The sequence below is a fragment of the Luteococcus sanguinis genome, from assembly GCF_039527675.1.
Taxonomy (GTDB): Bacteria; Actinomycetota; Actinomycetes; order Propionibacteriales; family Propionibacteriaceae; genus Luteococcus; species Luteococcus sanguinis.
The window spans coordinates 54,055-77,332 of sequence record NZ_BAAAKI010000014.1 but is presented as its reverse complement, the minus strand read 5'-3'; the positions used below and the strand labels follow the sequence as shown (position 1 = coordinate 77,332).

General features: G+C 65.6%; 19 protein-coding genes. 7 read left to right on the top strand and 12 right to left on the bottom strand.

Annotation, left to right across the window (positions count from 1 at the left end):
* Positions 1–62 precede the first annotated feature (62 nt).
* Positions 63–446, top strand: coding sequence for a cold-shock protein (locus ABD089_RS10700; protein WP_343886373.1), 384 nt, complete (start codon positions 63–65; stop codon positions 444–446).
* On the top strand, positions 446–1,243 hold the full coding sequence (locus ABD089_RS10695; protein ID WP_343886372.1) for a DUF3027 domain-containing protein: 798 nt from the start codon (positions 446–448) through the stop codon (positions 1,241–1,243). Before ABD089_RS10700 ends, ABD089_RS10695 begins: the two co-directional genes overlap by 1 nt.
* Positions 1,244–1,250: 7 nt before the next feature.
* Here ABD089_RS10695 and ABD089_RS10690 read toward each other — a convergent pair whose 3' ends face one another.
* Complete coding sequence (locus tag ABD089_RS10690) at positions 1,251–1,505, bottom strand: DUF2530 domain-containing protein (protein WP_343886371.1); 255 nt, start codon at positions 1,503–1,505, stop codon at positions 1,251–1,253.
* A gap of 45 nt (positions 1,506–1,550) precedes the next feature.
* On the opposite strand from ABD089_RS10690, the gene ABD089_RS10685 reads away from it, so the two are divergent.
* Positions 1,551–3,116, top strand: coding sequence for an NCS2 family permease (locus ABD089_RS10685; protein ID WP_343886370.1), 1,566 nt, complete (start codon positions 1,551–1,553; stop codon positions 3,114–3,116).
* A 223-nt stretch (positions 3,117–3,339) separates the two neighbouring features.
* On the opposite strand, the gene ABD089_RS10680 is transcribed toward ABD089_RS10685, so the two are convergent.
* The 3 genes from ABD089_RS10680 to ABD089_RS10670 all read right to left on the bottom strand — a co-directional run bounded on the left by ABD089_RS10680 (position 3,340) and on the right by ABD089_RS10670 (position 5,924).
* A complete protein-coding gene (locus ABD089_RS10680; protein WP_343886369.1) occupies positions 3,340–4,380 on the bottom strand; it encodes a Fic family protein in 1,041 nt (346 codons plus the stop codon).
* 204 nt (positions 4,381–4,584) lie between these two features.
* A complete protein-coding gene (locus ABD089_RS10675; protein ID WP_343886368.1) occupies positions 4,585–5,355 on the bottom strand; it encodes an 8-oxoguanine DNA glycosylase OGG fold protein in 771 nt (256 codons plus the stop codon).
* 62 nt (positions 5,356–5,417) lie between these two features.
* Positions 5,418–5,924, bottom strand: a complete 507-nt coding sequence (locus ABD089_RS10670; RefSeq protein ID WP_343886367.1) for a hypothetical protein — start codon at positions 5,922–5,924, stop codon at positions 5,418–5,420.
* Here ABD089_RS10670 and ABD089_RS10665 point away from each other — a divergent pair.
* On the top strand, positions 5,905–9,033 hold the full coding sequence (locus ABD089_RS10665) for a GmrSD restriction endonuclease domain-containing protein (protein ID WP_343886366.1): 3,129 nt from the start codon (positions 5,905–5,907) through the stop codon (positions 9,031–9,033). The genes ABD089_RS10670 and ABD089_RS10665 overlap by 20 nt on opposite strands.
* Positions 9,034–9,177: 144 nt before the next feature.
* A complete protein-coding gene (locus ABD089_RS10660) occupies positions 9,178–9,657 on the top strand; it encodes a helix-turn-helix domain-containing protein (RefSeq protein ID WP_343886365.1) in 480 nt (159 codons plus the stop codon).
* Here the strand turns inward: ABD089_RS10660 and ABD089_RS10655 are convergent.
* The 8 genes from ABD089_RS10655 to ABD089_RS10620 are packed head-to-tail and all read right to left on the bottom strand — an operon-like array spanning position 9,633 to position 21,167.
* Positions 9,633–10,205: a VapC50 family PIN domain-containing toxin gene (locus ABD089_RS10655; RefSeq protein WP_343886364.1), complete on the bottom strand. Its 573-nt coding sequence runs from the start codon at positions 10,203–10,205 to the stop codon at positions 9,633–9,635. The two genes, ABD089_RS10660 and ABD089_RS10655, sit on opposite strands and share 25 nt — an antisense overlap.
* 2 nt (positions 10,206–10,207) lie before the next feature.
* Positions 10,208–13,369, bottom strand: a complete 3,162-nt coding sequence (locus ABD089_RS10650; RefSeq protein ID WP_343886363.1) for a type I restriction endonuclease subunit R — start codon at positions 13,367–13,369, stop codon at positions 10,208–10,210.
* A complete protein-coding gene (locus ABD089_RS10645) occupies positions 13,366–13,947 on the bottom strand; it encodes a hypothetical protein (protein ID WP_343886362.1) in 582 nt (193 codons plus the stop codon). Before ABD089_RS10645 ends, ABD089_RS10650 begins: the two co-directional genes overlap by 4 nt.
* Before the next feature lie 5 nt (positions 13,948–13,952).
* Positions 13,953–15,107 (bottom strand): AAA family ATPase, encoded by a 1,155-nt coding sequence (locus ABD089_RS10640; protein ID WP_343886361.1) that lies wholly within the window; start codon positions 15,105–15,107, stop codon positions 13,953–13,955.
* 2 nt (positions 15,108–15,109) lie between these two features.
* Positions 15,110–16,321 (bottom strand): XRE family transcriptional regulator, encoded by a 1,212-nt coding sequence (locus ABD089_RS10635; protein WP_343886360.1) that lies wholly within the window; start codon positions 16,319–16,321, stop codon positions 15,110–15,112.
* A 21-nt stretch (positions 16,322–16,342) separates the two neighbouring features.
* Positions 16,343–17,494 (bottom strand): restriction endonuclease subunit S, encoded by a 1,152-nt coding sequence (locus ABD089_RS10630; protein WP_343886359.1) that lies wholly within the window; start codon positions 17,492–17,494, stop codon positions 16,343–16,345.
* Positions 17,494–19,164, bottom strand: a complete 1,671-nt coding sequence (locus ABD089_RS10625) for a class I SAM-dependent DNA methyltransferase (RefSeq protein WP_343886358.1) — start codon at positions 19,162–19,164, stop codon at positions 17,494–17,496. The genes ABD089_RS10630 and ABD089_RS10625 overlap by 1 nt, the downstream gene beginning before the upstream one ends.
* Positions 19,164–21,167, bottom strand: coding sequence for a hypothetical protein (locus tag ABD089_RS10620; protein ID WP_343886356.1), 2,004 nt, complete (start codon positions 21,165–21,167; stop codon positions 19,164–19,166). Before ABD089_RS10620 ends, ABD089_RS10625 begins: the two co-directional genes overlap by 1 nt.
* Before the next feature lie 172 nt (positions 21,168–21,339).
* Here ABD089_RS10620 and ABD089_RS10615 point away from each other — a divergent pair, with 172 nt between their 5' ends.
* Positions 21,340–21,912 (top strand): hypothetical protein, encoded by a 573-nt coding sequence (locus ABD089_RS10615; RefSeq protein WP_343886355.1) that lies wholly within the window; start codon positions 21,340–21,342, stop codon positions 21,910–21,912.
* A gap of 36 nt (positions 21,913–21,948) precedes the next feature.
* The gene (locus tag ABD089_RS10610; RefSeq protein ID WP_343886354.1) at positions 21,949–23,274 is read left to right on the top strand and encodes a DUF2130 domain-containing protein; all 1,326 of its coding nucleotides are present in this window, start codon (positions 21,949–21,951) and stop codon (positions 23,272–23,274) included.
* Positions 23,275–23,278 lie beyond the last annotated feature (4 nt).

Here is a 23,278-nt window from a genome sequence, read left to right as displayed (position 1 = left end):
CCTTGTAGACTCAGCGGTCAGCCCGGTGAATGGCCGGGCCCACTCAGCAGAGCGAGGATGAAGTGCCCATCGGCAAGGTGCGTTTCTACGACGCAGAAAAGGGATTCGGCTTCCTGGTCAAGGAAGACGGCGGGGACGTCTATGTCCGTTCCAATGTGCTGCCCGAAGGGGTTCACGCGCTCAAGCCCGGGCAGAAGGTCGAGTTCGGCATCATCGAGGGCCGTCGCGGCGAGCAGGCGCTGTCGGTGCGGCTGCTGGACGCGCCCCCCTCGCTGAGCAAGAAGCTCCGCAAGAAGCCGGAGGACATGGCCGTCATCGTCGAGGACCTGATCAAGATGCTCGACTCCCTCGGCAATGGCTACCGCCATGGGCGTCACCCCGATGCGAAGCACGCGGAGAAGACGGCCATGGTGCTGCGCCGCGTCGCCGACGAGCTGGAGCTGTGATGGTCGAGGCGGGCGCGGCCCGCGCGCGGGTCAAAGCCCCCAAGTTGGACGCGGTGACCGCCGCCGCTGTCGAGCAGGCCCGCGAGGCCGCGCTCGAGCACGCTGGCGACTTCGGCGTCGGCGAGCACGTCGGCGTGGTGGCCGAGGACGAGCGCGTTGTCACCCACCTGTTCGACTGCCCGCACCTCGGCTACAAGGGTTGGCGCTGGGCCGTCACGATGGTGCGTGCCTCCCGCGCCCGGGCGGCGACGGTCAACGAGATCGTCCTGCTGCCCGGTGAGGACGCGCTGACCGCTCCCAGCTGGGTGCCGTGGAGCGAGCGAATCCAGGCCGGCGACGTCGGCCCCGGGATGCTGCTGCCCACCCCCGACAACGACCCGCGGCTGGAGCCCGGCTTCACCGGTGGCGAGCTGGCCGCCGACGCCGACCCGGCCGAGTGGTCGCAGACCCGCGCGGTCGTCGCGGAGCTGGGCCTGGGGCGCGAGCGCGTGCTCTCGGTCGAGGGACGCGAGCTGGCCGCCGAGCGCTGGAATGGTGGCGAGTCGGGTGCCGACAACGCCTTCTCCCGCCAGGCCCCGGCCGCGTGCGTCAGCTGCGCCTACTTCGTTCGGCTGCAGGGCGGTCTGGGGACGATGTTCGGTGCCTGCACCAACGAGTTCTCGCCCTTCGACGCGCACGTCGTCGCCGTCGACCACGGTTGTGGTGGGCACTCCGACGTCGTCGCGGACGAGCGTGGGGTCGAGCTGGCAGATCCCGTGTTCGACACGATCGGCGTCGACGAGGTTTTGTTCGACTGACCCTGTCTCAGGGCTGGTCGGCCGAGCGGCGGCTGTTTCGGCGACGCAGGCAGTAGACCAGCCCGAGAGCGCCGATCACGGTGCCCGCGACGGCCGTCCAGAACCACCAGGCCGAGTCATGGGTGCGCAGCTCATCCAGGCGCACGCCCATCACGACCGTCATGACGGCGAAACAGATGGTGCCGACCGTCATCGCCGTCACCGCGTCCTCGTCGAGGGGACGCACAGGTGCCTGCACGAACAGGTGTGGGTGCTGGTCCATGGACCCAGCGTAGGGCGCGCGTCCGCCTTCCTTAGGATGTGGCGCATGGTTCAGAAATCCCCCACGGCTTCCGGCGTGCCCGCGTCCGGTTCCCCCACCCTCGGCAACCTTCCCGGCTGGGATCGGTGGTTCGAGGTCACGCAGCGCGGTTCGAACATCGGTCGGGAGGTGCGCGGTGGCCTGGTGACCTTCTTCACGATGGCCTACATCCTCGCGCTCAACCCGATCATCATCGGCTCCGAGGCCGACAAGTTCGGCAACCTGATCTCCGGTGCCCCCAAGTACCTCGACGCCGCGCACACCCAGGTCGACTGGGCGGCGGTGGACCACTCCAAGATGATGGTCGCGGCGGCCACGGCGCTGATCGCCGGCCTGGTCACGATCCTGATGGGTGCCTGGGGACGCTTCCCGCTCGGCCTGGCCACGGGCCTGGGCCTGAACGCGATGCTGGCCTACTCGATCGCCCCGACGATGACCTGGTCGCAGGCGATGGGCCTGATCGTGTGGGAGGGCATCATCATCACGCTGCTCGTCTTCACCGGGGTGCGCACCGCGATCTTCCGCGCCGTGCCCCCGCCGCTGCGCACCGCGATCAGCGTCGGCATTGGCCTGTTCATCACCCTGGTCGGCCTGATGGACGCCGGCATCGTGCGCAAGCCGGCCGGTTCCCCGCCGGTCGAACTGGGCGTCAACGGGTCGCTGCAGGGCTGGCCGATCGCGGTGTGCGTCATCGGCTTCCTGCTGCTGGTCTTCCTGTACTCGCGCAAGGTGCGCGGCGCGATGCTGATCTCGATCCTCGCGGCGTCGGTGCTCGGCGTCATCGTCGAGGCGGTGTTCAAGGTCGGCCCGACCTTCCTGTCGGATGGTTCGAAGAACCCGACCGGGTGGGCATTGAACGTCCCGAAGCTGCCGGACGCGTCGTCCTTCGTCAGCCCTGACCTCGGGCTGCTCGGAAAGGTCGACATGCTGGGCGCCTTCACCAACGGCGGCGCCTTCAGCTGGAAGGTCTTCCTCGGGCTGGTGCTGACGATCTTCTCGCTGCTGCTGGCCGACTTCTTCGACACCGTCGGGACGGTCGTGGCCGTCGGTGGCGAGGGTGATCTCCTGGACGAGAAGGGGCTGCCGCCGCACCTGCAGGAGATCCTGCTGTGCGACTCGGTCGCCGCGATGGCCGGTGGCCTGGGCAGCGTGTCGTCCAACACCTCCTACATCGAGTCGACCGCCGGCGTCGAGGAGGGTGCGCGCACCGGTCTGGCGTCGGTCGTGACTGGCCTGGCCTTCCTGGCCGCGATCTTCCTGACCCCGATCGTCGACATGATCCCCAGCGAGGCCGCCGCGCCCGTGCTGGCCTTCGTCGGCTTCTTGATGATGAGCCAGGTCGTGCACGTGGACTGGGACGACGTCGAGGACGGGATCCCCGCCTTCTTGACCATCGTCCTGATGCCGTTCAGCTACTCGGTGACCGTCGGCATCGGCGTCGGTTTCATCATGTACTGCCTCGTGAAGCTGTTCCGCGGCAAGGCGCGCCAGGTGCACCCGCTGCTGTGGGGCGTGGCTGCGCTCTTCGTCGTGTACTTCGCCCAGGGGATCATCCTGAGTCTGATCAACTGATCATTCTTGGACGTCTGGACGCCGCGCTCCTTTTTCGGGGCGCGGCGTCTGTTTGTGCTTGTGGTGGGGCGATCCCACGAAGTTGATAAGCCCTGGCAGGAGCGAATTGAACTGATCAACTTCCAATGGCAACTTGTGGACGCATCTTCGTGAACATGCGCCCTGAAGTGGCAGATGAGGAACAGTGTTGGGCAACAACGGTCCTTTTGGAACCCTTTCGGCGTCAGCCGAGGAGTACGCGCAGCACGGCGGGGGCGAAGTATCGCCGCTTGTACGCCAAGGGATCGGCCACTTGCAGGACACCGAGCTCGATCAGCTGGTTGATGAGCTTTCGCGCACGATTGGGCGAGACGTTCAGGGTTTCGCTGACGGATTCGACGGAGAAGGACGGGTTTGCCACCGCGTGGTCGACCAGCATCAAGGCCGTGTCAGCTCGCAGGGGGGAGTCACGTACCGTCTGGCGCAACTCCTCCTGAACTGCCACGAGTGCCAGCATCTGCACCCGTGTGGAACGGGCCGATTCGGTGATGCCTCGAGCGAAGAACTGGATGAACCCGTCCCAGTCTCCCCGGCTGCTGACTCCGAAGAGGGCGTCGTAGTAGGGGGACCGTCTGGACTCGAACCACGGTGACACGGAGAGGGTTGGCTCCGAGAGAACACCCGACAGCATCAGATGCACCATGATCAGGAAGCGTCCCAGCCTGCCGTTGCCATCGCGGAATGGGTGGAGGCACTCGAACTGGTAATGCGTCATGGCTGCCGCGACGATGGGGTCGATCTCCTCGTCGTGGTTCATCCTGATCCACCCCACGAGGCTCGACACCCCGGCCTCCAGTTGATCGCCCGGCGGCGGGGGCACGAAACGAGCCCGACGAACCGCCGGCGCCAACGGGTCTGCGTCAGGACGCTGCCCGATCACGACGGTGATGTCGCGCAGCCGACCGGATGCAGCGGCCAAAGGTGTTCCATTCATGAGGATGCCCTGCAGGTCGCTGAGAAAGTTCACCGTGATCGGGCGACCGTCGCGGATCCAGGCGATGCCCTCGTTGGCCATCTCCACGTAGTTCAGGATCTCGCGCAGTTCCACCGTCGAAGGGGCAGCCTCGTCCGCAACAAGAACTTGCTCAAGTGGAGCGTAGGTACCTTCCAGCGCTGAAGTGCTCTGTGCTTCCCGCTGCAGCGTGGGCCGACGCAGCAGCGTGGGGTTGGGCAGCTGTCGAGCGGTGCTGTCCAGAGCTGCGACCGCTGCGCGGGCGTCCGCCACGGCGCGGTAGGTGCGCTGTGACAAGTTGGGGGACTGGTCCGGCAGAGCTGCGGGGACGAACGCCTTGTGGTTCCAGTCGACGCCGGAGCTGTCGGTGCCGCTGATGTCGATAAGCGCACCCATCTCGGGGTTCACGAACGTTGTGATGTCCACATGCACACTCTACTGGCAGATGAAGAGCATTGTTGGGGTGCTCGGTCAGCATCATTGCTGCTTCTGCTTCGACCCCTCGAACAGAGCACGCTCAATCTCGTCCGGCCAGATTGTCGAACCATGGCGCTCTGACTCTTCGCGGGCCCAGCGATCCAAGAGTTGGCAGTAGCTGACGTAGGTATCGGTGTACCAGTTGTAGCTGTACTGCCCCCGTACTCGCGGCATGTCGGTCCAACCGGCGGCGGCCAGGTTGCCAGCCACACGGGCGTCCAAGATCAGGCATCGAGTCTCGCTCGTGTCAGCGACGGGGACGTCTGCGGAGGCGAAGTAGAGGAACTTCGTGAAGAAGGCCGGTCCGAGGCCGGGGATCACGCCACCGCCCTTGCGGATGAGCGTCGAATAGGCGTCTCGTGGGTTGCCTTCCGCTGCGAACTTCGCCGCCCTCTTGAGCAGTTCGATCCGCTGGCCGCCGAGAGACTCCTCCTTGAGGCTGCGTAGCCGGGAGGTGTTGCCACGCTGGCTCTTGCCGGTGCCCCAAGCGAGGGTGTTCCACAGCAGCTTGAGCACCGCGTCCCCGGAGGCGTTCGAGGCCGATGCCTCGCGGCCGAGCGCGAAGAGGTCCCCGCGTGTCAGGCGTTCGTGGCCATGGAGGTCGGACGTGTCGACGCTCTGCTGAGGAGGCACATTGGCCCACCAGCCCACACCGACGATGTCGGGCGGGAAGCCGTGCTCCAGGACGTATTGCTGTCTGTTCCCGAGCCGATCCCTGACGTACTCGGGAAGCTGCAGGTTTGGCGGAGCGACTGTGCGGTGCTTGGACATGGCCACGAGGTTAAGAGGTAGCCGATCCAATCGGAGCTGAAGTGCGGGCGCTATGGCGACCGTCAGAAGTCCATCAGCTCCAGGAGGCGCTTCGAGGCGGCGAGCAGTGTGCCGTCGGTGGCACCCTCGTCGATCAGCCCGGTGCAGATTCGCTCGCCATTGCCGTACCAACGGAACAGGTGAGCCAGTTCCGAGAGCCCCGCTCGCTCGATACCGGCACGGTCGTCTTCCCACGTCGTCGTTTGGGGCGGCGCCACGCCCAAGCGATCGATGAGAAGGGTGATGGCGTCCCAGATGCCGTACCAGAGCCAGTCCGGGTAGTCGGGCCACGGCGCCTCGATGAAACCCTCTGGCGTGCTGTCGCCTCCATGCCACTGGATGGATACACCCTGCTCCAAGTGGTCGTGCAAGGCGCGGATGCCATCCAGCAACTCCGCTGGGCTCTTTTCCTGAGGAAGCTTCTCCACGTCGTGCCACCGATCCTGCCAGAAGAATGAACTTGGGATGTCCGGGTACCCGGCTTTGCCCGTATGCAGCAAAGATGTCCCCATGAAGGCAGACCCGCTCACCACCGTCAAGCTCTTCGAGGCATCCGCGCGGTACCTCGTGCCGCTGTTCCAGCGCCCCTACGTGTGGACGGAGAAGAACCAATGGGCACCCTTGTGGGACGACGTCCGGTCGGTGGCGGAACGGGTCCTGGCTGTTGGGCCGCAGGGGCACGTGCCAGCACACTTCCTCGGCGCCGTGGTGGTGGAACCCATCACGCAAATGGGTCTGTTCTACGCGCAGTGGAACGTGATCGACGGCCAGCAGCGGCTCACCACGCTCCAGCTGCTCCTGGACGCCAGTGAGCTGGTCGTCCGAGATCTCGGAGATGCGCAGGATGCCGACGCCCTCCGGCTTCTCGTGGTGAACCACAACGTGGCGAGCGATGACGAGGCCCGTTTCAAGGTGTGGCCGACGAACAAGGACCGGGATGCCTTCGCCGCTGCGATGGACGACGTCCGTCCTGTGCCCACCTCCGTAGCTGGCTCCCGCATCGTCCAAGCCCACACGTTCTTCGTCGAACAGGTTCGTGGCTGGGCGCAGGAGGACGGTCCGGCCAACACAAAAGAACGTTTGCATGCCTTGGTCGTGGGCTTGCGAGACCGGCTTTCCGTGGTGGGGATCCAGCTGGAACCGGGTGACAATGCCCAAGTCATCTTCGAGACCCTCAACTTCCGCGGCGCTCCACTGCTGGCGGCGGACTTGGTCAAGAACCATCTCTTCCAGCGACTCGAACAGCAAGGTGGCGACTCGGACAAGCTGTACGAAAAGTACTGGTCTGAGCTGGACGAAGACTACTGGCGCGAACCCGTCGTCCAGGGCCGCTTGACCCGTCCCAGGATCGACATCTTCCTGTCCAGGTGGATGGTGATGAAACTCGTGCGCGAGGTCGCGTCTGATCGTGTCTTCGCAGATTTCCGGGACGAGGTGACACCGCAGTATCCCAACGCTTCTGATTTGATGCGTGAACTCCACGATGATGCCAAGGCATATCGCGAGTTCCTGTCCGAAGAGTCCGGAACCCCGCAGGCGCGCTTCCGCTACCACGTGCTCGAGGTGCTGAACTCGAATGTCGTCGTGCCAGTAGTGCTCTGGTTCATCACACGCGGCGATCTCCAGGTGCCAAAGGCCCAGGAGGAGAGGGCGCTCCAGGTACTCGACAGCTACATCACCCGACGGGCAGTTGTGAAACTTGGCACCAAAGACCTGAACCATTTGGTGATAGAGATCCTCGAGCGGCTGAACGCGGCTGAACCGCATGAAGCGGCCGACGTCATGGAGGACTTCCTGCTGAAGTTGACGGGACCGAGTCGCGTCTGGCCGGACGACGACTACCTGAAGCGTCAGTTGCGGGAAATGCGCGCCTACCGGGTGCTGCGCCGCGACGTCAACCGCATGCTTCTGGAGGCTGTCGAGGAGGCCGAGCGTTGGAAGAGGGACGTCGAGGAGACCCTCGCGCCGAAGAACCTGTCGGTTGAGCACGTCATGCCCCAGGCGTGGTCAAACAACTGGCCCTTGAGCGGGAATGATTCTGATGCGAGCGCCCGTCGCGAGGACCTCATTCAGACCTTGGGCAACCTGACGTTGGTGAAGGGCAACCACAACTCGTCCATGTCCAACAACGCGTGGAGCGCCGCTGGGGGAAAGGGAAAACGCGAGTACCTGCAGGCGCATACGTCGCTGTTCATGAACCAGACGATTCTGTCTGAGGCCCAGGGCCAGTGGACCGAGCAGAACATCGAGGAGCGGGGTGCCCGGCTCGCCGGAGTCATCACGTCAGCCTGGCCCCGGCCAGCGGGAGGGCCTCGCACCGAGGATGTCCTGCGCTCGACCCAAGCCGCTCCGAGACCAGAAGCGACATCACAGCCCACCTACGAGCTCACCGGACCGGGGTGGATGGAGCAGGGGCTGTCGCGCCGCATGGTCGTGCCGAAACTGGTCGAGCACCTGCGTGCGGATGGAGTCTCCATGCCAGACATCGCGAGCAGGCTGCCCGACACACGGGTGAAGAGTGTGGAGGGGTTGCTGAACGGCGATGAACTCTGGGACGCGCTCCTCACGATCGCTGATGTACAACGTGACCAGCGCAGGGTCTGGGCAGTCGAGGAGGCCATTCATGAAGGGGGTCGCACCTGGGTGCTCGCGAAGTTCTGGGGAAATGCGGTGGACGAGGCACTTGATTCAGTGACGGGCGTCCGCCCCGGTTACTCAAGCAGCACCCATCCTCGTCCCAGGGCACGCTGGAGCGTCGCGGACGTGGTGGATGCTCTGGTGGACACCCCTGATGTTCTGAGAGCACTCGAGGAGTTGGTATCCACTGCCGAAAGCGTGGGGGGCCGTGCTGGGGGCACGGCGGCGAGAACACCGTCGTTGGTGGTGGGAGTCCCCGCTGCAAAGGGGATGGCCTGGCCGTACAGCGTGTACACCGACAACCTGGACCGCGTCCTGTACCTCTACTTGGGCAGTGTGAACACAGCAGATGGCGTGAACGAGGAGTTCCTCGCCCGCCTCGAGAAGGTGCTGCCCGAGCTGGACGGCGCCGCCGTGCGCGTCAGCGGGATGGCGAAACGTCCATCGATCGGTGCCGAGACACTGGCGCGGCCGGGGGTCGCCAAAGCACTGGGGGAAGCACTCGCGGTGCTGGCCGTTGATGCAACCACCGAACAACGCTGGTGGGGCATCCACAACAACGCACTCACTGCCCAAGAGCTCCTTGCGGATGGCTTCGTGAGCATCGGATGGGACGCTGTCCCGGACCTCCGTGAGGTCGGCTACCACGCTGAGGTCATCGACCGAGCCCTGCGTGCGAGCTATCCCGACGAGGCACCCGGCGCCTATCCCAATTGGGTGGCCATACTGCGCAAGTTCGCCTTCGAACTCAGACCGGGCGACATGGTTGTCGCCCCCGACAAAGGAACCCGAACCGTCAATATCGGACGCGTCTCCGGTGCTTACTGGTATGAACCCAGCGCCCCTGTTCACCGACATCGCTTGCCCGTCGAGTGGCTGGTGGCGGGGGTCGGTCGAGACCACTTCAGCCAAGCGGCCCTGAACGAGATTGGTTCCGCGCTCACCTTGTTCCGGGTGCAATCCAACGTCGAGGAGTTTGAACAAGCACTGGGCGGCGTCTAGTAGATCCGGACAGATGGTGCGGGGCCCGGCGGTCCGGGAGCCCATGTTGGGTGCAGGAGCCCGCGTCTGCCCGTGGACGCTACCTGGCTGAAGGCAGCCCGCAAAGTTGTTGCGAATATTGCGTTTAGCGACCATCATGGACTCATGTCGCTCGCCACTCTCACCGTCAACCCGAGCACGCCCTCGGCCGAGATCATTGACTTCAACCGCGAGTTGGCGCGGCGCGACCACGAGGGACCGAGAGCAGGGGCCCAGCTGGTCTCCGCGGATCGGGCATCGGTGATTGACTTGCCCGAGGAGCTCTTCGACGTGCTCCGCTTCGCGGCTGAGAATCTGGCTGCGGGCCGGGCCGTCTCCATCGCCCCGGTGAGCAAGATGATGACGACTCAGGAGGCGGCCGACTACCTCGGCATGTCGCGCCCCAGCTTGATCAAGATCGTCGATGCCGGCTCGATCCCCCACACGACGGTGGGCCGCCATCGCAAGATCCGGCTCGGGGACCTCATCGACTACCAGCGCAGGGCGGCGGAGGAGCGCCAGCGAGCGCTGGACGAGATGGCACAGGTAGCGCGGGCCGAGGGACTCCACGAGAAGACCGCTCAGTCGGCGGAGGGGATTCGCTGAGGCAGCTCCCGCAAGGCGGCAGCGAAGCGTGGTGTGCCACACAGTTCCAGCAGGTCGGCCAGTGCGACGGTGTCTTGGGGCGGCCTCTGATTGCGTTTGAGCATGACCGCGACGGCCTGCTGTACTTCGTCCGGATGCAGATCGAGCTGATCGAGCAGAAAGGCGTCGGGGTGTACCACTTCGACGTCATAGGGCTGCACCGATGTTGATGGGAAATCCTTGATGTTGAAGGTCACCAAGGTTTGCGCCGGGCTCACCACACACGCAGCCAGAACGTGTCTGTCGCCAGGATGGTTGGTCATGGTGGGCACCAAGGACTCATAACCGGTGACGGACGCGGTCGGGAACGCACGGTCCATGGCTCGCACCCGCCGGGCCATGCCTTCCTGGCTCGCGTGACCACGCTCGACAACTGCCCGCTCCACGGCGACAAGTACCTGCGGGGACCAGTAGGGCGTGAAGGCACCCCGCTCCGCGATGCTCAGCAGCGTGTCGCACAGGGCCGCGCCAAACAGGGTGCACGTGTCGAGGAACGCGGGAAAGGCCATGATCAGGCGGTTTCCTCCAGGGCCAGGGCCTCCATCTGCTCGACCACCAGCTTGATGGCCTCGGGCTGCTTGCTGGGCGGGTACTTGTACCAGCGCAAGAGGCGCTTGACCGAGGCCCGGAGCTTGGCCTGGACGTCCTCGCGGCGCGTCCAGTCAGTCCGGGAGTCGTTGCGCAGGATCTTGAGCAACTCCCGTGCCATCTCCGCGAGCACCTCGTTGTCCATGTCAGCCAGCGCACTCGGGTCTTCGGCGAGGGCGTCGTAGAAGGCGATCTCCGCATGGTTGAGCGGCGGGTGGAACTGTTCCCCGCGCTTGTTCTCGGCGCTGATCGTCCGGGCCAACTCGGCAAGCTCCTGGATGACCTCGGCCGAGGTCAGCTGCTGGTTCGTGTAGCGCAGCATCAGCTCGTTGATCCGCTCGCTGAAGGCCCTGTTTCGCACCAGGTTGCTCCGCGTGGCCGCTGCGGCCTCCTCGATCAGCATGTCCCGCAGCGCCTCGATCGCCAAGTGCGGTCGATCGGCCTCCATGAACTGCCGGACGATTGCCGGCGTCAGGTTCTGCAGGCTGGGCTTGGGGATGCCCGCGGCGTCGTAGATGTCGGTGATCCCGCTGGTGCCGGTTGCGTCTGCGACGACCCCGCGCAGCAGGCGCAGCACCTCGTCCGGTACCGGTAGCCCGTTGGCCTCGCGCTCCTTCGCGTCGTACTTCGCCATCCACACCCGCACCTCCTCGTGGAAGGTGATGTCGATTCGCACGTCGTCCAGCGTCTGGGACCCGGCCGCCAGCGCCCACATCCGCGACAGCCGGGCCGAGAGCTTCCGATACCGGTCGGCGAGGGTCTCCTCACCCTCCGGGACGGTGTTGCCGGGGGTCCTCGGGGAGCGCAGGTATTCGGTGGCACCGGCCACCGCCTCACGTCGCGCCTTTTTCGACCCGGACCGCAGCACGCCACGCCAGTCGAAGCCGGCCAGCAACTGGTCCAGAGCCGACAGCACCTCGCGGGTCACCGCCGCGGCCTCGTCGACGTCCCGTCCGACCGGACGCGTGGCCTGGTCGGTGTGCGTGTACTCCTCCAGCGCGGCGCGCAGGTTGTCGGCCAGCGGCGCATACGCGACCAGCAGGCCGTCCTCCTTGCCGCGGAAGGTCCGGTTGACCCGCGCCAGGGTCTGCATCAGCAACGCACCCTTGAGCGGCCGGTCCAGGTACAAGGTGTGCAGCGGTGGGGCATCGAAACCGGTGAGCATCATGTCCTTGACGATCACCAGTTCGAGCTCGTCGTCCACCTCGGTGAGCCGTCGCTTGATGACGTCGTTCTCGGAACTGCGCCGCACGTGGTCCCGGATCGGCGGGAGGTCGGTCGCGTTGCCGGAGTAGACGACTTTGATGACGCCCTTGTCGAGATCATTGCTGTGCCACTGCGGCCGGAGCTTCACGATCTCGGCGTACAGGTTCGCGCAGATCTGGCGGGTGGCCCCGACGATCATCGCCTTCCCGTGCGGAACGGGCCCCTCATCCCCATCCCGCAGAGCCGGTTCCATCGCGCCGCGACGCTTCTCCCAGTGCTCCACGATGTCAGCGGCCAGCGTCCGCAGCCGCTCAGGTGCACCGTAGATGGCGTTGATCACCAGCACCGACTTCTCGATACGGCTCCGCTCGGCCTCGTCCAGACCATGGACGGTCTCATCCGCGACGCGATCGAGGTCTTCGGCGGTCAGGGCCCCGGACAGCTTCACCTTCACCAGCCGCTGCTCGAGGTAGACCGGCACCGTGGCACCGTCCTCGACGGCGCGGCTGAGGTCGTACACGTCGATGTACTCGCCGAATACCTCGCGGGTGTTGTGGTCGGTCTTGCTGATCGGCGTCCCGGTGAACGCGATCAGGGTGGCATTCGGCAGTGCGTCCTTGAGGTGGCGGGCGTAGCCGTCCAGATCGTCGTAGTGGGAGCGGTGTGCCTCGTCCACGATGACGACGACATTGCGCCGATCTGTCAGCAGCGGATGGTCCAGGCCGGCGTCCCGCTCGCTGGGCGAGCGTCCGAACTTCTGCAGGGTCGTGAAGTAGATACCCCCGGACGCCGAGTTGCTGAGCCGTTCGCGCAGCTCGGAGCGCTTCTTGATCTGCACCGGCTTCTCCGGCAGCAGCGTCGAGCGGAGGAAACCGCCGAACAGCTGCCCGTCCAGTTCGTTGCGGTCGGTGATGACGACGATCGTCGGGTTGCCCATCTCGGGATGGCTCATCACGAGGTTGGCGTAGAGCTCCATCTCCATCGACTTGCCCGAGCCCTGGGTGTGCCAGACGACGCCGGCCTTGCCCGTTGATCCCACCGCCTGCAGCGTCGACCTGACGGCCTTCTTGACCGCGAAGTACTGGTGCGGTTTGGCGATCCGTTTCGTGATGGCGCCGTCGGACTCGTCGAAGGCGGTGAAGTGCACGACCATGTCGATGAAGCGGGTGGGCTCGAACAGCCCGTAGGTGAGGGTCTCCAGCTCGGGGGCGTTGGGGCCGGTGTCGATCACCTCACCCCAGTCGCCGACAGTCCACGGCGAGTAGTGGTTCAGCGGTGTGAACGGCGTCCCGTACTGGGCCGTCAACCCGTCGCTGATGACGGTGGCCACGACGGTGCGGAAGGTGGTGCCGAACTCGTGCAGGTAGGTTCCGATCTGGGCGTGGGCCTTGGCAATGGTTGCGTGCGCGGAGCCGGCCTGCTTGAGTTCGATGACAGCGAGCGGGAGCCCGTTGACATACAGGACGATGTCGAAGCGGCGGCTGTGCTTGGCCTGAACGATCCGCACCTGCCGGACGGCCTGGTAGGTGTTCTCGCCGGCGTCGGAGCTGAGGAGCCGGAGCGTGGGCGTCTGCTCCCGGCCGGTGGAGTCGACGTATGAAAGGCCGTTGAAACCCCTGGCCAGCATGCCGTGGAAGCGCTTGTTCTCGGCCAACGAGTCCTGGCTCTTGGGCTGCAGCATCTCCGCGAGGGCTTGGGCGAGGAAGGTGTCCGGCACGGACGGGTTGAGCCGGCGCAGCGACTGCAGAAAGGTGTCCCGCAGCGCCAGGTCGCCCAGTGACGAGCGTTCCGGTTCGACGGCGGACGCGGTGAGCGGTTCCCAGCCCAGCTCGCCGAGCCAGTCGAGCATGTCGTCCTCCCACTCGGACTCAAGGATCATTCGCTCGCTCCGTTCGGCATGGCGGCCAACGCTGCTATGGCGCGGCGCAAGGAGGGACTGTTCTGGGCGGCCGTCTCGATGTCCCAGTGACGTGTGGCGAACCCATTCAGGTGGTCCGTGAACAGTGGCCCGGGGTGGGCCTCGTCGAAGGCGACCTCCTCGCGAATGTCGCGGTTCCGGCTTTTCAGGCACAACGCGAGCAAGCTTCGTTTGGCATGCGGTTCTGCCTCGGGGTCGGCGGGCACGGTGCCTACCGAGACCTTGAAATAGTCGGCAAACCCCTTTCTGTCTGCCATGAGCCAAGCCTCGGTCATGGTGTGCGCAATGCGGAGCGAAAAGCGGGGGTTCTCGGGGATGCCCGCCAGCAGGCGGGTCCGCAGTTCCACAGGGCAGGCATTGTCAGAATCGCGGAAGACCACCCACGGCGTCGTGCGCGCAGCCCTGGAATAGTTGGTGATCCTACGGTCCAGGTTCCCCGTTCCGCGCACCACATACACGCGGACCACCGCATGGCCAGCAGCTTCCACCACGCGTCGCGCGGCCCCTTCGTCGGAGCCGCCCTCCACGACCAGGTCCATTGCCCCTACCGCCTGGCGGCCGACACAAGCCCCGAGAGATCCTCGGGGCTGATCAGCTCGGAGATGATGTCTGAGAAGGGGATCTCAGCCGCCAACTCATCCGCGACTTCGGCGACCGACCACAGTGGGGCGGCGGTTGTTCCGTCATCCGTCACCTGCAGCACAAGCACCTCGTCGGCACGCACTCCCTCGTCGTCGAGCAATTCGGGGGCATGAGTGGTCAGAATCACCTGCATGGATGAGCGGCGTTGTGCTGCCGCCAGTAGCGAGGCGAGTCGTCTCACAACCGCTGTGTTCAGGGATAGCTCGGGCTCCTCCAGCAGCAGCACGCCGCCATTGGACGGCGCGCTGACGATCGTCCACAACAGGCCGATGAGCCGCAGCGTGCCATCTGAGAAGTCGGCTTCGTTCTGTTCGGACGGGTTGCTGCGCCAGTTTCGGTAGCCCGCAATGAGGTGGGGTTGTCCCGCCTTGTCGACCTCCAAGCGCAAACTCTCAAAGCCTGGGACGGCTGCCACGAGGCCGCGCTGGATGCGTTTGAACCAGGCGTTGCGCGTCTTGGCGGGGGTGGCATTCATTTCGGCGATCATCGAGCTACCGAATGCCCGCGCACCCAGCACGCCGCTGGACTGGGGGTGCCGGATCACCTGCGGTACCAGGTGGAAGTAGTTCGTCTTGGCGAAGTAGTCGGCGATGGGGCGGAACTTCTGGTTGGCGGAGATTTGTTCCAAGTGTGTCTGGGTTCGCCGTTCCGGGTCTTGGGCGTCCTGGGCATCCGGCCGATTGAGCAGCACCGAACCATTGCGGCGCACTACCTCCTTCACCACGATGGGGCGGTTCAATCCACCGGATTCGCCCTTGACGGCAAGTTCGTACTCCCAGATTTCCCCGTCGTCAGCGAGAGTTACCTCGACATTGAGTTCGCCGCGGTGGTTGTTGCGCGCGAAGAGGGAACGAGTCTTGGACAACCCCTGACGGCTTTCAAGCGCTGCGGCCAAGCCGCCGCCGGAACGGGAGATGTCTGACAGGAACCGGAACAGGTCCAGTAGGTTCGACTTTCCGGAGGCGTTTGGTCCAACAACCACCAGCCGGTCGCCGACAGCGAAGTCGAGCACCTTGAAGTTGCGCCAGTTGTGGGCCCTCACATGGGTGATTCGCATGCTCAATCCTTGCAGGTCATGGGAGACGACGAGGTACGGGATACTCCGGAGTTGCTGCAGCGCTCCCGGGCGGCGGCCAGGTCGATGACGTCGGCGGTGGCGGCATCGGGCTGCGGCTCGGGGTCGAGCTGGGCCCAGTGTCGGACGAGTTCGGGCGGCAGCCCGGTGTAGGCCGCCAGGGACAGGCTGTCGGTTGCGGTGGCGCGCTGCAAGGCCTGCTTCAGCAGGAGTGGCCGTTCGTCACTCACCGGTAAGGGCTCGATGGCCGGGTCGCGCCAGCCCAAGGAGGACAGCTGGATCTGCAGGCTGCGCGCGCGCTCGCTGGTGATGATTCGTAGGTCGCGGGCTCGCATGATGATGGCGCCGACGCTGACGCCGTAGTCGGCCTTCATCGGCAGGTAGCCGCGCAGGGTGGTGTGCTCGTGGATGCGCTGCCGCATCGCGGCCTCGGGGAGCAGCAGTGCGCCGGCGAAGCGGTGGGCGCGGAGTTCCCGGTGGTCCCGGGTGCTGCTGAGCGGACTGGGCAGGTCGAGGTCCCAGATGCAGTGGGCGGCCTCGTGGGCGATGGTGAAGCGGGCCACGGCTCCAGGGGTGTGGCCGATGACTGCTACGAGCGCACGACGGTTGTAAGCAGTGGGCAGGCTGACGCCGGTGAAGTCAGCCTCGTGGTCGTTGTTGGGATCGAGCCCATTGATGACGGCGATGCCTTGGCGCTCCAGCACCCGGGTGACATTGGACACGGGTACGTCGGGTTCGATGCGGGCGGCGCGGCGCACCTCGATCGCGACCTGCTCCACGTCCTCGAGCAGGTCGGCGTCGTCGGTGAAGTCGAAGGGCCTGTAGTCGGTTTCGGCGGATGCTCGAGTGAACAAGCGTCCCGCCTCCCGGGCGAGCCGGACGATCCGCTTCTGCTCGGTCGCCGAGGCGCGCGTCTTCTTCCGGAAGGTGGGCACGACGTGCTCCACCACGGGATCGGTCTGGACGAAGAAATCCAGCGGTAATGCGTTCCTCTCCGCCAGGGCGGAGGCGAGCTCGAGCGGGAACCGTTGGTTTCCGCTCTCAACCTTCGAGAGCATGGCAGGGGTGGCGCCGACGCCCTCCGCGAGCCGAGTGCGGGAGACGCCCGTGAGCTCGCTGAGTGCTTTGATGCGTCCCCCGACCAGCTGGTCCTGGGAGATCACGGCTCCCTGCTGAGGTGGGGCGATCAGGGTCATTGAATGCATGGTCCTACCACCTCACATCACGTCACTCACGGCCTTCTCGGCGTCCTTGACCCGGATGGTGCCGTCCATCAGCGCTGGCAGCAGGGTGTCGCGAAGCGACGAGAGGGAGTCGGACTCACGTTGGGTCGCGGCCCTAGTTTCAAACAGAGGCGGAACGACTGCGTTGAATTCGCCGGTGTCAAGAGGCACCGGGGTGTGGACGGCGAGCGCCCGGTCACGGTTGAGTCCTGGGACCGCTGAATCTGAGTTCATGCTAGGAAAACCGGCCTTTGCCAGCGCGAATAGCCAAAAGGCGTCGGGCAGCGGAGTTAGGTTCTCCACCGAGTAGGCCGTGTCGATCGGGAAGTGGGGACCGTCGACCCAGTGAACTGACCCCATGCTGCCCTTGCGACCCACGACGATGCCGGAATGGTCGACAAGGGCTCGATCATGCCAACCCGTGACGCCACCACTTCCCAGCACTTTAACGTCTCCCGGCACCCTGTCCTCGGACTTGAGAGCCTTGCCGTAGGAGAACTTCAAGAAGTTGCCGAAGGGGGCAGTCTCTTCGGCGTTGCCGACTGCGCGTCGGTAAAGACTCTCGCTCAGCTCCTCGATGGTGGAGTCGAGGGCGCGGTTGGCGGCGATCTTGTCGTCCAGGGCCCCCAGCACCTCCGCGATCGCCTGCTGCTCGGGGAGGGGTGGTAGGGGGATTTGGAGAGACTTCTGATCCGTCAGGCTCGCGTAGGGTGCCATGTCGGTTTGGTGGGCGGCGCGATCGAGCTGCTCTTGGAAGTTTCTAGAGCGAACGACGTAGAAGAGGAAGTCTTGGGACAACTGGTGGGGGTCGAGGCTGCGCCAGAATGTCGTCTGAGGTGAGCACACGTATGACGGACAATCGAAAGGTGCAATTGCGACGGTTCCCACCGTGCCTTTGTGGGTGAGAATTACATCCCGAGGTTCCCCGATGCCCTTTCGGATTCTCCCAAGGGCAGAGTCTGTTATCTTGGCTGCTCCATTGAAGTCAATGACCCCGCCGCGGAGGTCAGCGGCACGAATGTATGCCGCTCCCTGGTCTGTGAACTCGTGAGGTCGTGGGCGGTACTCGCCATGGTTTCCGTCCTCGACGAGTAGTTTCCCTGAGGCTTGGAGTTCGCCCGCGCTGACCTTGGGCCATTCCCGCATCACAGCCGCCCGAGTTGTTCGCGCACGACGGCCTGCCGGCGGTCGGACTCGGCGAACTGCTGCTCCAGCAACTCCGTGAGGCGGGCGATCTTCTCGTCCAGTGGTTCGTCGTCCGCTTCCGCTTCGGCCATGCCGACGTAGCGTCCGGGTGTGAGGGCGTAGCCCGCATCTTTGATCTCGGCGAGTGTGACCGAGCGGCTGAAGCCGGGGATGTCCTGGTAGGCCTCGACAGGCTCGGCCACCATGCCCGGCTCGGGCGCCGTGGATGCGTCGCCCACCTCCGTAACGGCGTCCTTGGTGCCCAGTTCGAGGATCTCCAGGCCGCGCCACAGGTGGTAGGTGTCGGCGATCTTCTTGATGTCGGCGTCGCTGAAGGCGCGCTCGGCGCGGGTCACCATGTGGCCGAGGCTGCGGCCGTCAATGAACAACACCTCGCCGCGGCGATCGACCGAGCCGCCCTTGCCCGCCGACTTGTCCTTCGCGAAGAACCAGATGCAGACCGGGATCCCGGTCGAACGGAACAGCTTCTCCGGAAGGGCCACCATGCACGCGACCAGGTCGTCCTCGACCATCCGAGCGCGAATGTCGCCCTCGCCACCGGAGTTCGACGTCATCGAGCCATTGGCCATCACCACGCCGGCCGAGCCGGACGGCTTGAGCTTGGAGACGATGTGCTGCAGCCACGCATAGTTCGCGTTCTTCTCCGGCGGCACGCCATAGGTCCAGCGGACATCGTTCTCGAGGCGGTGCCAGTCCTTGATGTTGAACGGCGGGTTCGCCATCACGAAGTCCATCTGGATGCCGGGGTGGTGGTCCAGCGCGAAGGTGTCACCCCAGCGCGCGCCGAGGTTGCCGTTCAACCCGTGAATGGCGAGGTTCATCTTCGCCATCCGCCAGGTCGACTCGACATTCTCCTGGCCGTAGACCGACAACTTCGACGGGTCCTCGTCGTGCGCGGCGAGGAACTTCTCCGCCTGCACGAACATGCCACCCGAACCGCAGCAGGGGTCGTACACCCGTCCTTCACGGGGCTGCAGCACCTCGACGATCGTGCGGACCAAGCTCGCGGGCGTGTAGAACTCGCCGCCCCGGCGCCCCTCCGACAGGGCGAACTTCGCCAGGAAGTACTCGTAGACCTCGCCCAACAGGTCTCGCGCCCTCCCGGCCCCCTGGCCGGAGAACTGCAGCGAGTTCAGCAGGTCCAGCAGCTCGGCCAACCGGCGCTGGTCGACGCTGGACTGGTTGAACACCCGCGGCAGGGTGCCCGCCAGCGAGGGGTTGTCGTGCATCAGCAGGTCCATCGCCTCGTTGAGGCGCTGGCCGATGGTCGTCCCGTCGTTGACCTTCGCCATCTGCACCAGCTGGGTCCAGCGGGCGTCCTCGTGCACCCAGAAGACGTTCGCGCCGGTGTACTCGTCCCGGTCTTCCAGGGTGTCCGCCACGGCCTCCGTGTCGTAGCCCTGCTCGGTCAGCTCGGCGGCCAGCTGACCCGCGCGCTCGGTGAAGGCGTCCGAGACGTACTTCAGGAAGACCAGGCCCAGCACCACGTCCTTGTACTGGGAGGCATCCATCGAGCCGCGCAGCTTGTCCGCGGCCTTCCACAGGGTGTCCTTGAGTTCCTTCGTGGTGCTGGGGACCAGCGCCTCCTGGTTCTTGCGGGGGCGTGCCATCAGTGGCCTTTCTGCTCGGGGGCGGCCGGGGAGACCTGGGCAAGGGACATCGTGCCACCCAACACCGACCGCGCCATCACCCGACGCAGATCATCGACCAGTGACAATCTGTCGCGCAGCTGTTTCTCATAGTCGTCCAACGTTTTCAGCGCATCCTCACCCGCCCGACGGCGACGGGCGAGAGGCATCCGCCAGGTGCGCCACGCGCCGCTGGACGGGCCGAGCTCGTTGATCGTCGCCGCCACCGCGCGGGGGGAGAGATCGGCGTCGGGGTGGATGCGAAGGATCCGGGCCGGGGACGCGATATAGGCGCCGCCAGTCGCGTCCACCACGGCGGCGGGCGTTCCAGTGGGGTTGAACACCACGTCGTCGGGACGGGTTCGGTGCCGGGTCAGGCGGGGCGCCGAGCCCTGGGGGAGCGTCAGCAGCCGGGGCGTCCTGGCGGCCACCGCATCGGCTGTCCAGACCCTCGTGGGGCCGGCGGGGAGGTCGTCCCAGTCGGTCTGCCGGGACCCCGAACGGACGATGACATGGGGCGAGTCGGCCAGTTCTCCCAACCGGCGAAAGAGTGGTTCGCCGCCATCGGTGGCGCGGGGTGCGAGCCCGTGGAGAGGGTTGGTGAGGGGTTGATCGAGCTTGGCGAGCAGTTCCCGCGCGGCGTTCAGGTCGGATGTGGCCGACGGCGTCAGCTCAGCCCGTCCCGAACCAGCGCCGGCGACCAGGGATCCTGCTTGACTGGCCAGCGTTGAACGGCTCACCCGGTGCAGCAGGCGGAAGGCGCGTCGTTGGTCCAGACGGGAGGCGGCCAGCAGGTCGTCCAACAGTTGCTGTCTGGTCGTGGCAGTGAAGGGAATGCCGGACAGGTCGGCGACCCGGACCACTTCTGCGGCTTGGCTGCTCGTCCTGCTCCCGGGGCGGGTGGAGCCTGCTCGCGCCCCTGTCTTCGCGACAGCCTGTTGCTTGGGGTCGGGTGCGCCGAGCACCCACAGCCCGGGGTACTCGTGAGCGCCCTGTTCCAAGAGGCCCTGAGGCAGGCGGACGATCGCGCGGACGATGCCCTCCATCGCCAGCAGACGTGCTCGCCCGTCGTCCCCCTCGGCGGCGGGGCCCACCAGGGCGGCCTCCGGACCGATGGCCAAAGCAGTCGCTCCGGGCGCCATCGCGGACTGGACGTCGAACAACTGGTCGACGGCTGCCCCCGGGTCATCCGGCAGGCGGACGACGGCGACCCCGCCGGGCGGCAGGTCCCATTCGTCCGCCTCGGGGCATTGCGGGTGGATGCCGCGCACCTCGTATCGCTGCCGAGCTCGGCGAGTAGCCTCCCCGGTCGCAGGCAACTGGACGTCCAACTCGGGAAGGTCCTCGTCGCGCAGGAGCTCCAGCAGGACGTCCGTGGCGGTACCGGCAACGTCGACCAGCTGGCCCTCGGGGACCACCGAGGCGCGGACCAGGTCGGCCAGCAGCGTGACCAGGGCTGGGGCCAGCGCGGGTGCGCGGGACTGGCGACGGTCAAGCTCCGCTAGGAGGCGGTCGTGCGCGTCGGCTGGGGTCCAGGCGGCTTCGACCAGGTCGTCCGCGATGGCCGGTAGCCGGTCGAGGTCAACCCGTGACATCTCCGACCAGAGCCAGTCGTCGTCCCCGTCAGCCTCCTCGACCACGTCCAGCAGGTCGTCCGCGCGCAGAGCGGCGAGTGGTTGGCCGACCAGCGATCGGGCAGTCACCAGCGCCAAGAGCTGCGCAATGTCTTCCGTGGGGGTACCGGGCGAGAGCACCGAGTGCAGGGCCAGGTCGACGCGGGCATGCGGATTGTTGCCGCGGCCAGACCTCTCCAGGTAGGTCAGCACCTGTTCGGTCTCGTATCGGCCGTCGGGAAGTGGTGACGGAAACTCGGCGCTCGGGAGCGGTCGCTTGCGCCACATGGTGACCACCGGCCGCTGGACGTCAGCCAGGCGAGCGACCTGCGCGAGGGAAAGCGTCAGGAGCGTGGCGTGGGGGCTTGGCATGGGGCCTCTTCCTTGGTGGTGCAGCCACCGTATGGAGCGGGCTGACAGATCCGCAGATGCTCAATGATAACGAGGGTTATCAATTTGTTCCGAGAAGTCCGGGGAGGGTTTGGCGATCGTTGGTGCATCGCCGCAGCACCCCGCAAGCGGCACTCCGAACCCAGGAGCAACGATGAGCAAGTTCAGCACTCTGGCCGCTGCCGCGGTCATCAGCTTGGCCCTCGCGGGCTGCGGTGGCGTCCAGGCCACGTCCACCGAGGATGTCGGTGCCGGCTCCAACCAGGGCAGCACGGTCAGCACTCCCTGGGACGAGGTGCCCAGCTCCTACTCCGAGAGCACCTTCGACGAGAGCCAGGCCCCCGAAGACCTCGTGGCGTTATTCGGTGAGGCCTTCGCCTGGGAGGACGGCCTGGCCGTCACCGTCGGGAAGCCCAAGAAGTACGTCCCCAGTGAGTACGCCGCCGGCACGGACGGCTTCGACACCTACGTCGCCTTCGAGGTGCGGATCGTGAACAAGACCGGTGCGGCGTGGGATCCGACGCTGTTCACCGCCAGCGTCCAGTCGAACAACGAGGAGGCCAGCCAGGTCTACGACTCCGAGAAGTTGAAGGAGTCGCCCCGCACCAAGGTGCTCAACGGACGCGAGGCGAAGTTCACCATCGCGTTCGGCGTGGCCAATCCGTCCGACCTCGTCATGGAGGTCGCTCCCGACTTCGAGCACGAGTCGGTGCTCTTCCAGAAGTAGTTCACCCAAACCACCTGTTCCAGAAGGAGGAACACCATGAACGTTCAGTGCCCCAAGTGCGGTGCGTCGATCAACCTCGATGACGCCGCCTACGCCCAGATCGCTCTGCAGGTGCGCGACGCTGCCTTCGAAGAGGCACTTGCCGGCAGGCTGGCTGAGGCCGAAGAGCGGCGTACTGCTGAGGTGCAGCTCGCTGTCGAGAAGGCGAAGTCGGAGGTGGAGAAGCAGCACGCCAAGGTGGCTGCCGAACTGGCCGCCATCAAGAAGGAGCTGGCCGAGGAGAAGAAGGTCTCGAAGGCGGAGCAGACCTTGGCAGTCAGGACTGTCCAGGCCGAGAAGTCCGCGGAGATCCAGCGGCTGCGCGCCGAGCTGGATGCCAAGGACACCGCGGCCGAGCTGGCCCGCACCCAGGCCGTCACCGCCGTCGAGAAGGAGCGCGAGGCGGCCTTGGCGGAGTTGAAGCAGGTTCGGGTTGAGAAGGACGCGTCCGAGCGGAACACCAAGGACCGTTACGACCTGCAGATCAAGGAGCTCAACGAGCAGATCAAGCAGGCGCGGGACTTCAAGGCGCGGCTGTCGACCAAGATGGTTGGCGAGACGCTGGAGCAGCACTGCGAGATCGAGTTCACGCGGATCCGGGCCACGGCCTTCCCGCGGGCCTACTTCGAGAAGGACAACGACGCCAGCTCGGGGACGAAGGGTGACTACATCTTCCGTGAGCTGACCGAGGACGGCGTCGAGGCGGTCTCGATCATGTTCGAGATGAAGAACGAGTCGGACACGACTGCGACCAAGCACCGCAACGAGGACTTCCTCGCCAAGCTCGACAAGGATCGTCGCGAGAAGGGCTGCGAGTACGCCGTCCTGGTCTCGATGCTGGAGTCGGACAGCGAGCTGTTCAACAGCGGCATCGTCGACATGTCCCACCGGTTCGAGAAGATGTACGTCATCCGCCCCCAGTTCTTCATCCCGATGATCACGCTGCTGCGCAATGCGTCGCTTGGGGCGGTCGGCTACCGCCGGGAACTGGCCCTGGTGAAGGCGCAGAACATCGACATCACCAAGTTCGAGGAGAACCTGTTCGACTTCCAGGCGGCCTTCGGCAAGTACTACGGGTACGCCTCGGACCACTTCACCAAGGGCATGGACCAGATCGACAGGATCATCGATCAGCTCACCAAGCTGCGCGACTCTCTTCGGCTCGTCGACAAGAACCTCCGTCTGGCCAACGACAAGGCGCAGGGTGTCTCGGTGAAGCGTCTCACCAAGGACAATCCGACCATGCAGGCCAAGTTCGAGGCTCTCGGTGGCAAGGAACTCCCCGAGCTGACGTCCGGGGAGTCTGAGGAAGTCCCCGACTGACGAC

Coding starts and splice junctions, on each gene's coding strand:
- ABD089_RS10615 (WP_343886355.1), top strand. CDS start 21,340: ATGAGCAAGTTCAGCACTCTGGCCGCTGCCGCGGTCATCAGCTTGGCC.
- ABD089_RS10645 (WP_343886362.1), bottom strand. CDS start 13,947: ATGGACCTGGTCGTGGAGGGCGGCTCCGACGAAGGGGCCGCGCGACGC.
- ABD089_RS10690 (WP_343886371.1), bottom strand. CDS start 1,505: ATGGACCAGCACCCACACCTGTTCGTGCAGGCACCTGTGCGTCCCCTC.
- ABD089_RS10635 (WP_343886360.1), bottom strand. CDS start 16,321: ATGACCCTGATCGCCCCACCTCAGCAGGGAGCCGTGATCTCCCAGGAC.
- ABD089_RS10625 (WP_343886358.1), bottom strand. CDS start 19,164: ATGGCACGCCCCCGCAAGAACCAGGAGGCGCTGGTCCCCAGCACCACG.
- ABD089_RS10660 (WP_343886365.1), top strand. CDS start 9,178: ATGTCGCTCGCCACTCTCACCGTCAACCCGAGCACGCCCTCGGCCGAG.
- ABD089_RS10650 (WP_343886363.1), bottom strand. CDS start 13,369: ATGATCCTTGAGTCCGAGTGGGAGGACGACATGCTCGACTGGCTCGGC.
- ABD089_RS10630 (WP_343886359.1), bottom strand. CDS start 17,494: ATGCGGGAATGGCCCAAGGTCAGCGCGGGCGAACTCCAAGCCTCAGGG.
- ABD089_RS10675 (WP_343886368.1), bottom strand. CDS start 5,355: ATGTCCAAGCACCGCACAGTCGCTCCGCCAAACCTGCAGCTTCCCGAG.
- ABD089_RS10665 (WP_343886366.1), top strand. CDS start 5,905: ATGAAGGCAGACCCGCTCACCACCGTCAAGCTCTTCGAGGCATCCGCG.
- ABD089_RS10620 (WP_343886356.1), bottom strand. CDS start 21,167: ATGCCAAGCCCCCACGCCACGCTCCTGACGCTTTCCCTCGCGCAGGTC.
- ABD089_RS10685 (WP_343886370.1), top strand. CDS start 1,551: ATGGTTCAGAAATCCCCCACGGCTTCCGGCGTGCCCGCGTCCGGTTCC.
- ABD089_RS10695 (WP_343886372.1), top strand. CDS start 446: ATGGTCGAGGCGGGCGCGGCCCGCGCGCGGGTCAAAGCCCCCAAGTTG.
- ABD089_RS10640 (WP_343886361.1), bottom strand. CDS start 15,107: ATGCGAATCACCCATGTGAGGGCCCACAACTGGCGCAACTTCAAGGTG.
- ABD089_RS10610 (WP_343886354.1), top strand. CDS start 21,949: ATGAACGTTCAGTGCCCCAAGTGCGGTGCGTCGATCAACCTCGATGAC.
- ABD089_RS10655 (WP_343886364.1), bottom strand. CDS start 10,205: ATGGCCTTTCCCGCGTTCCTCGACACGTGCACCCTGTTTGGCGCGGCC.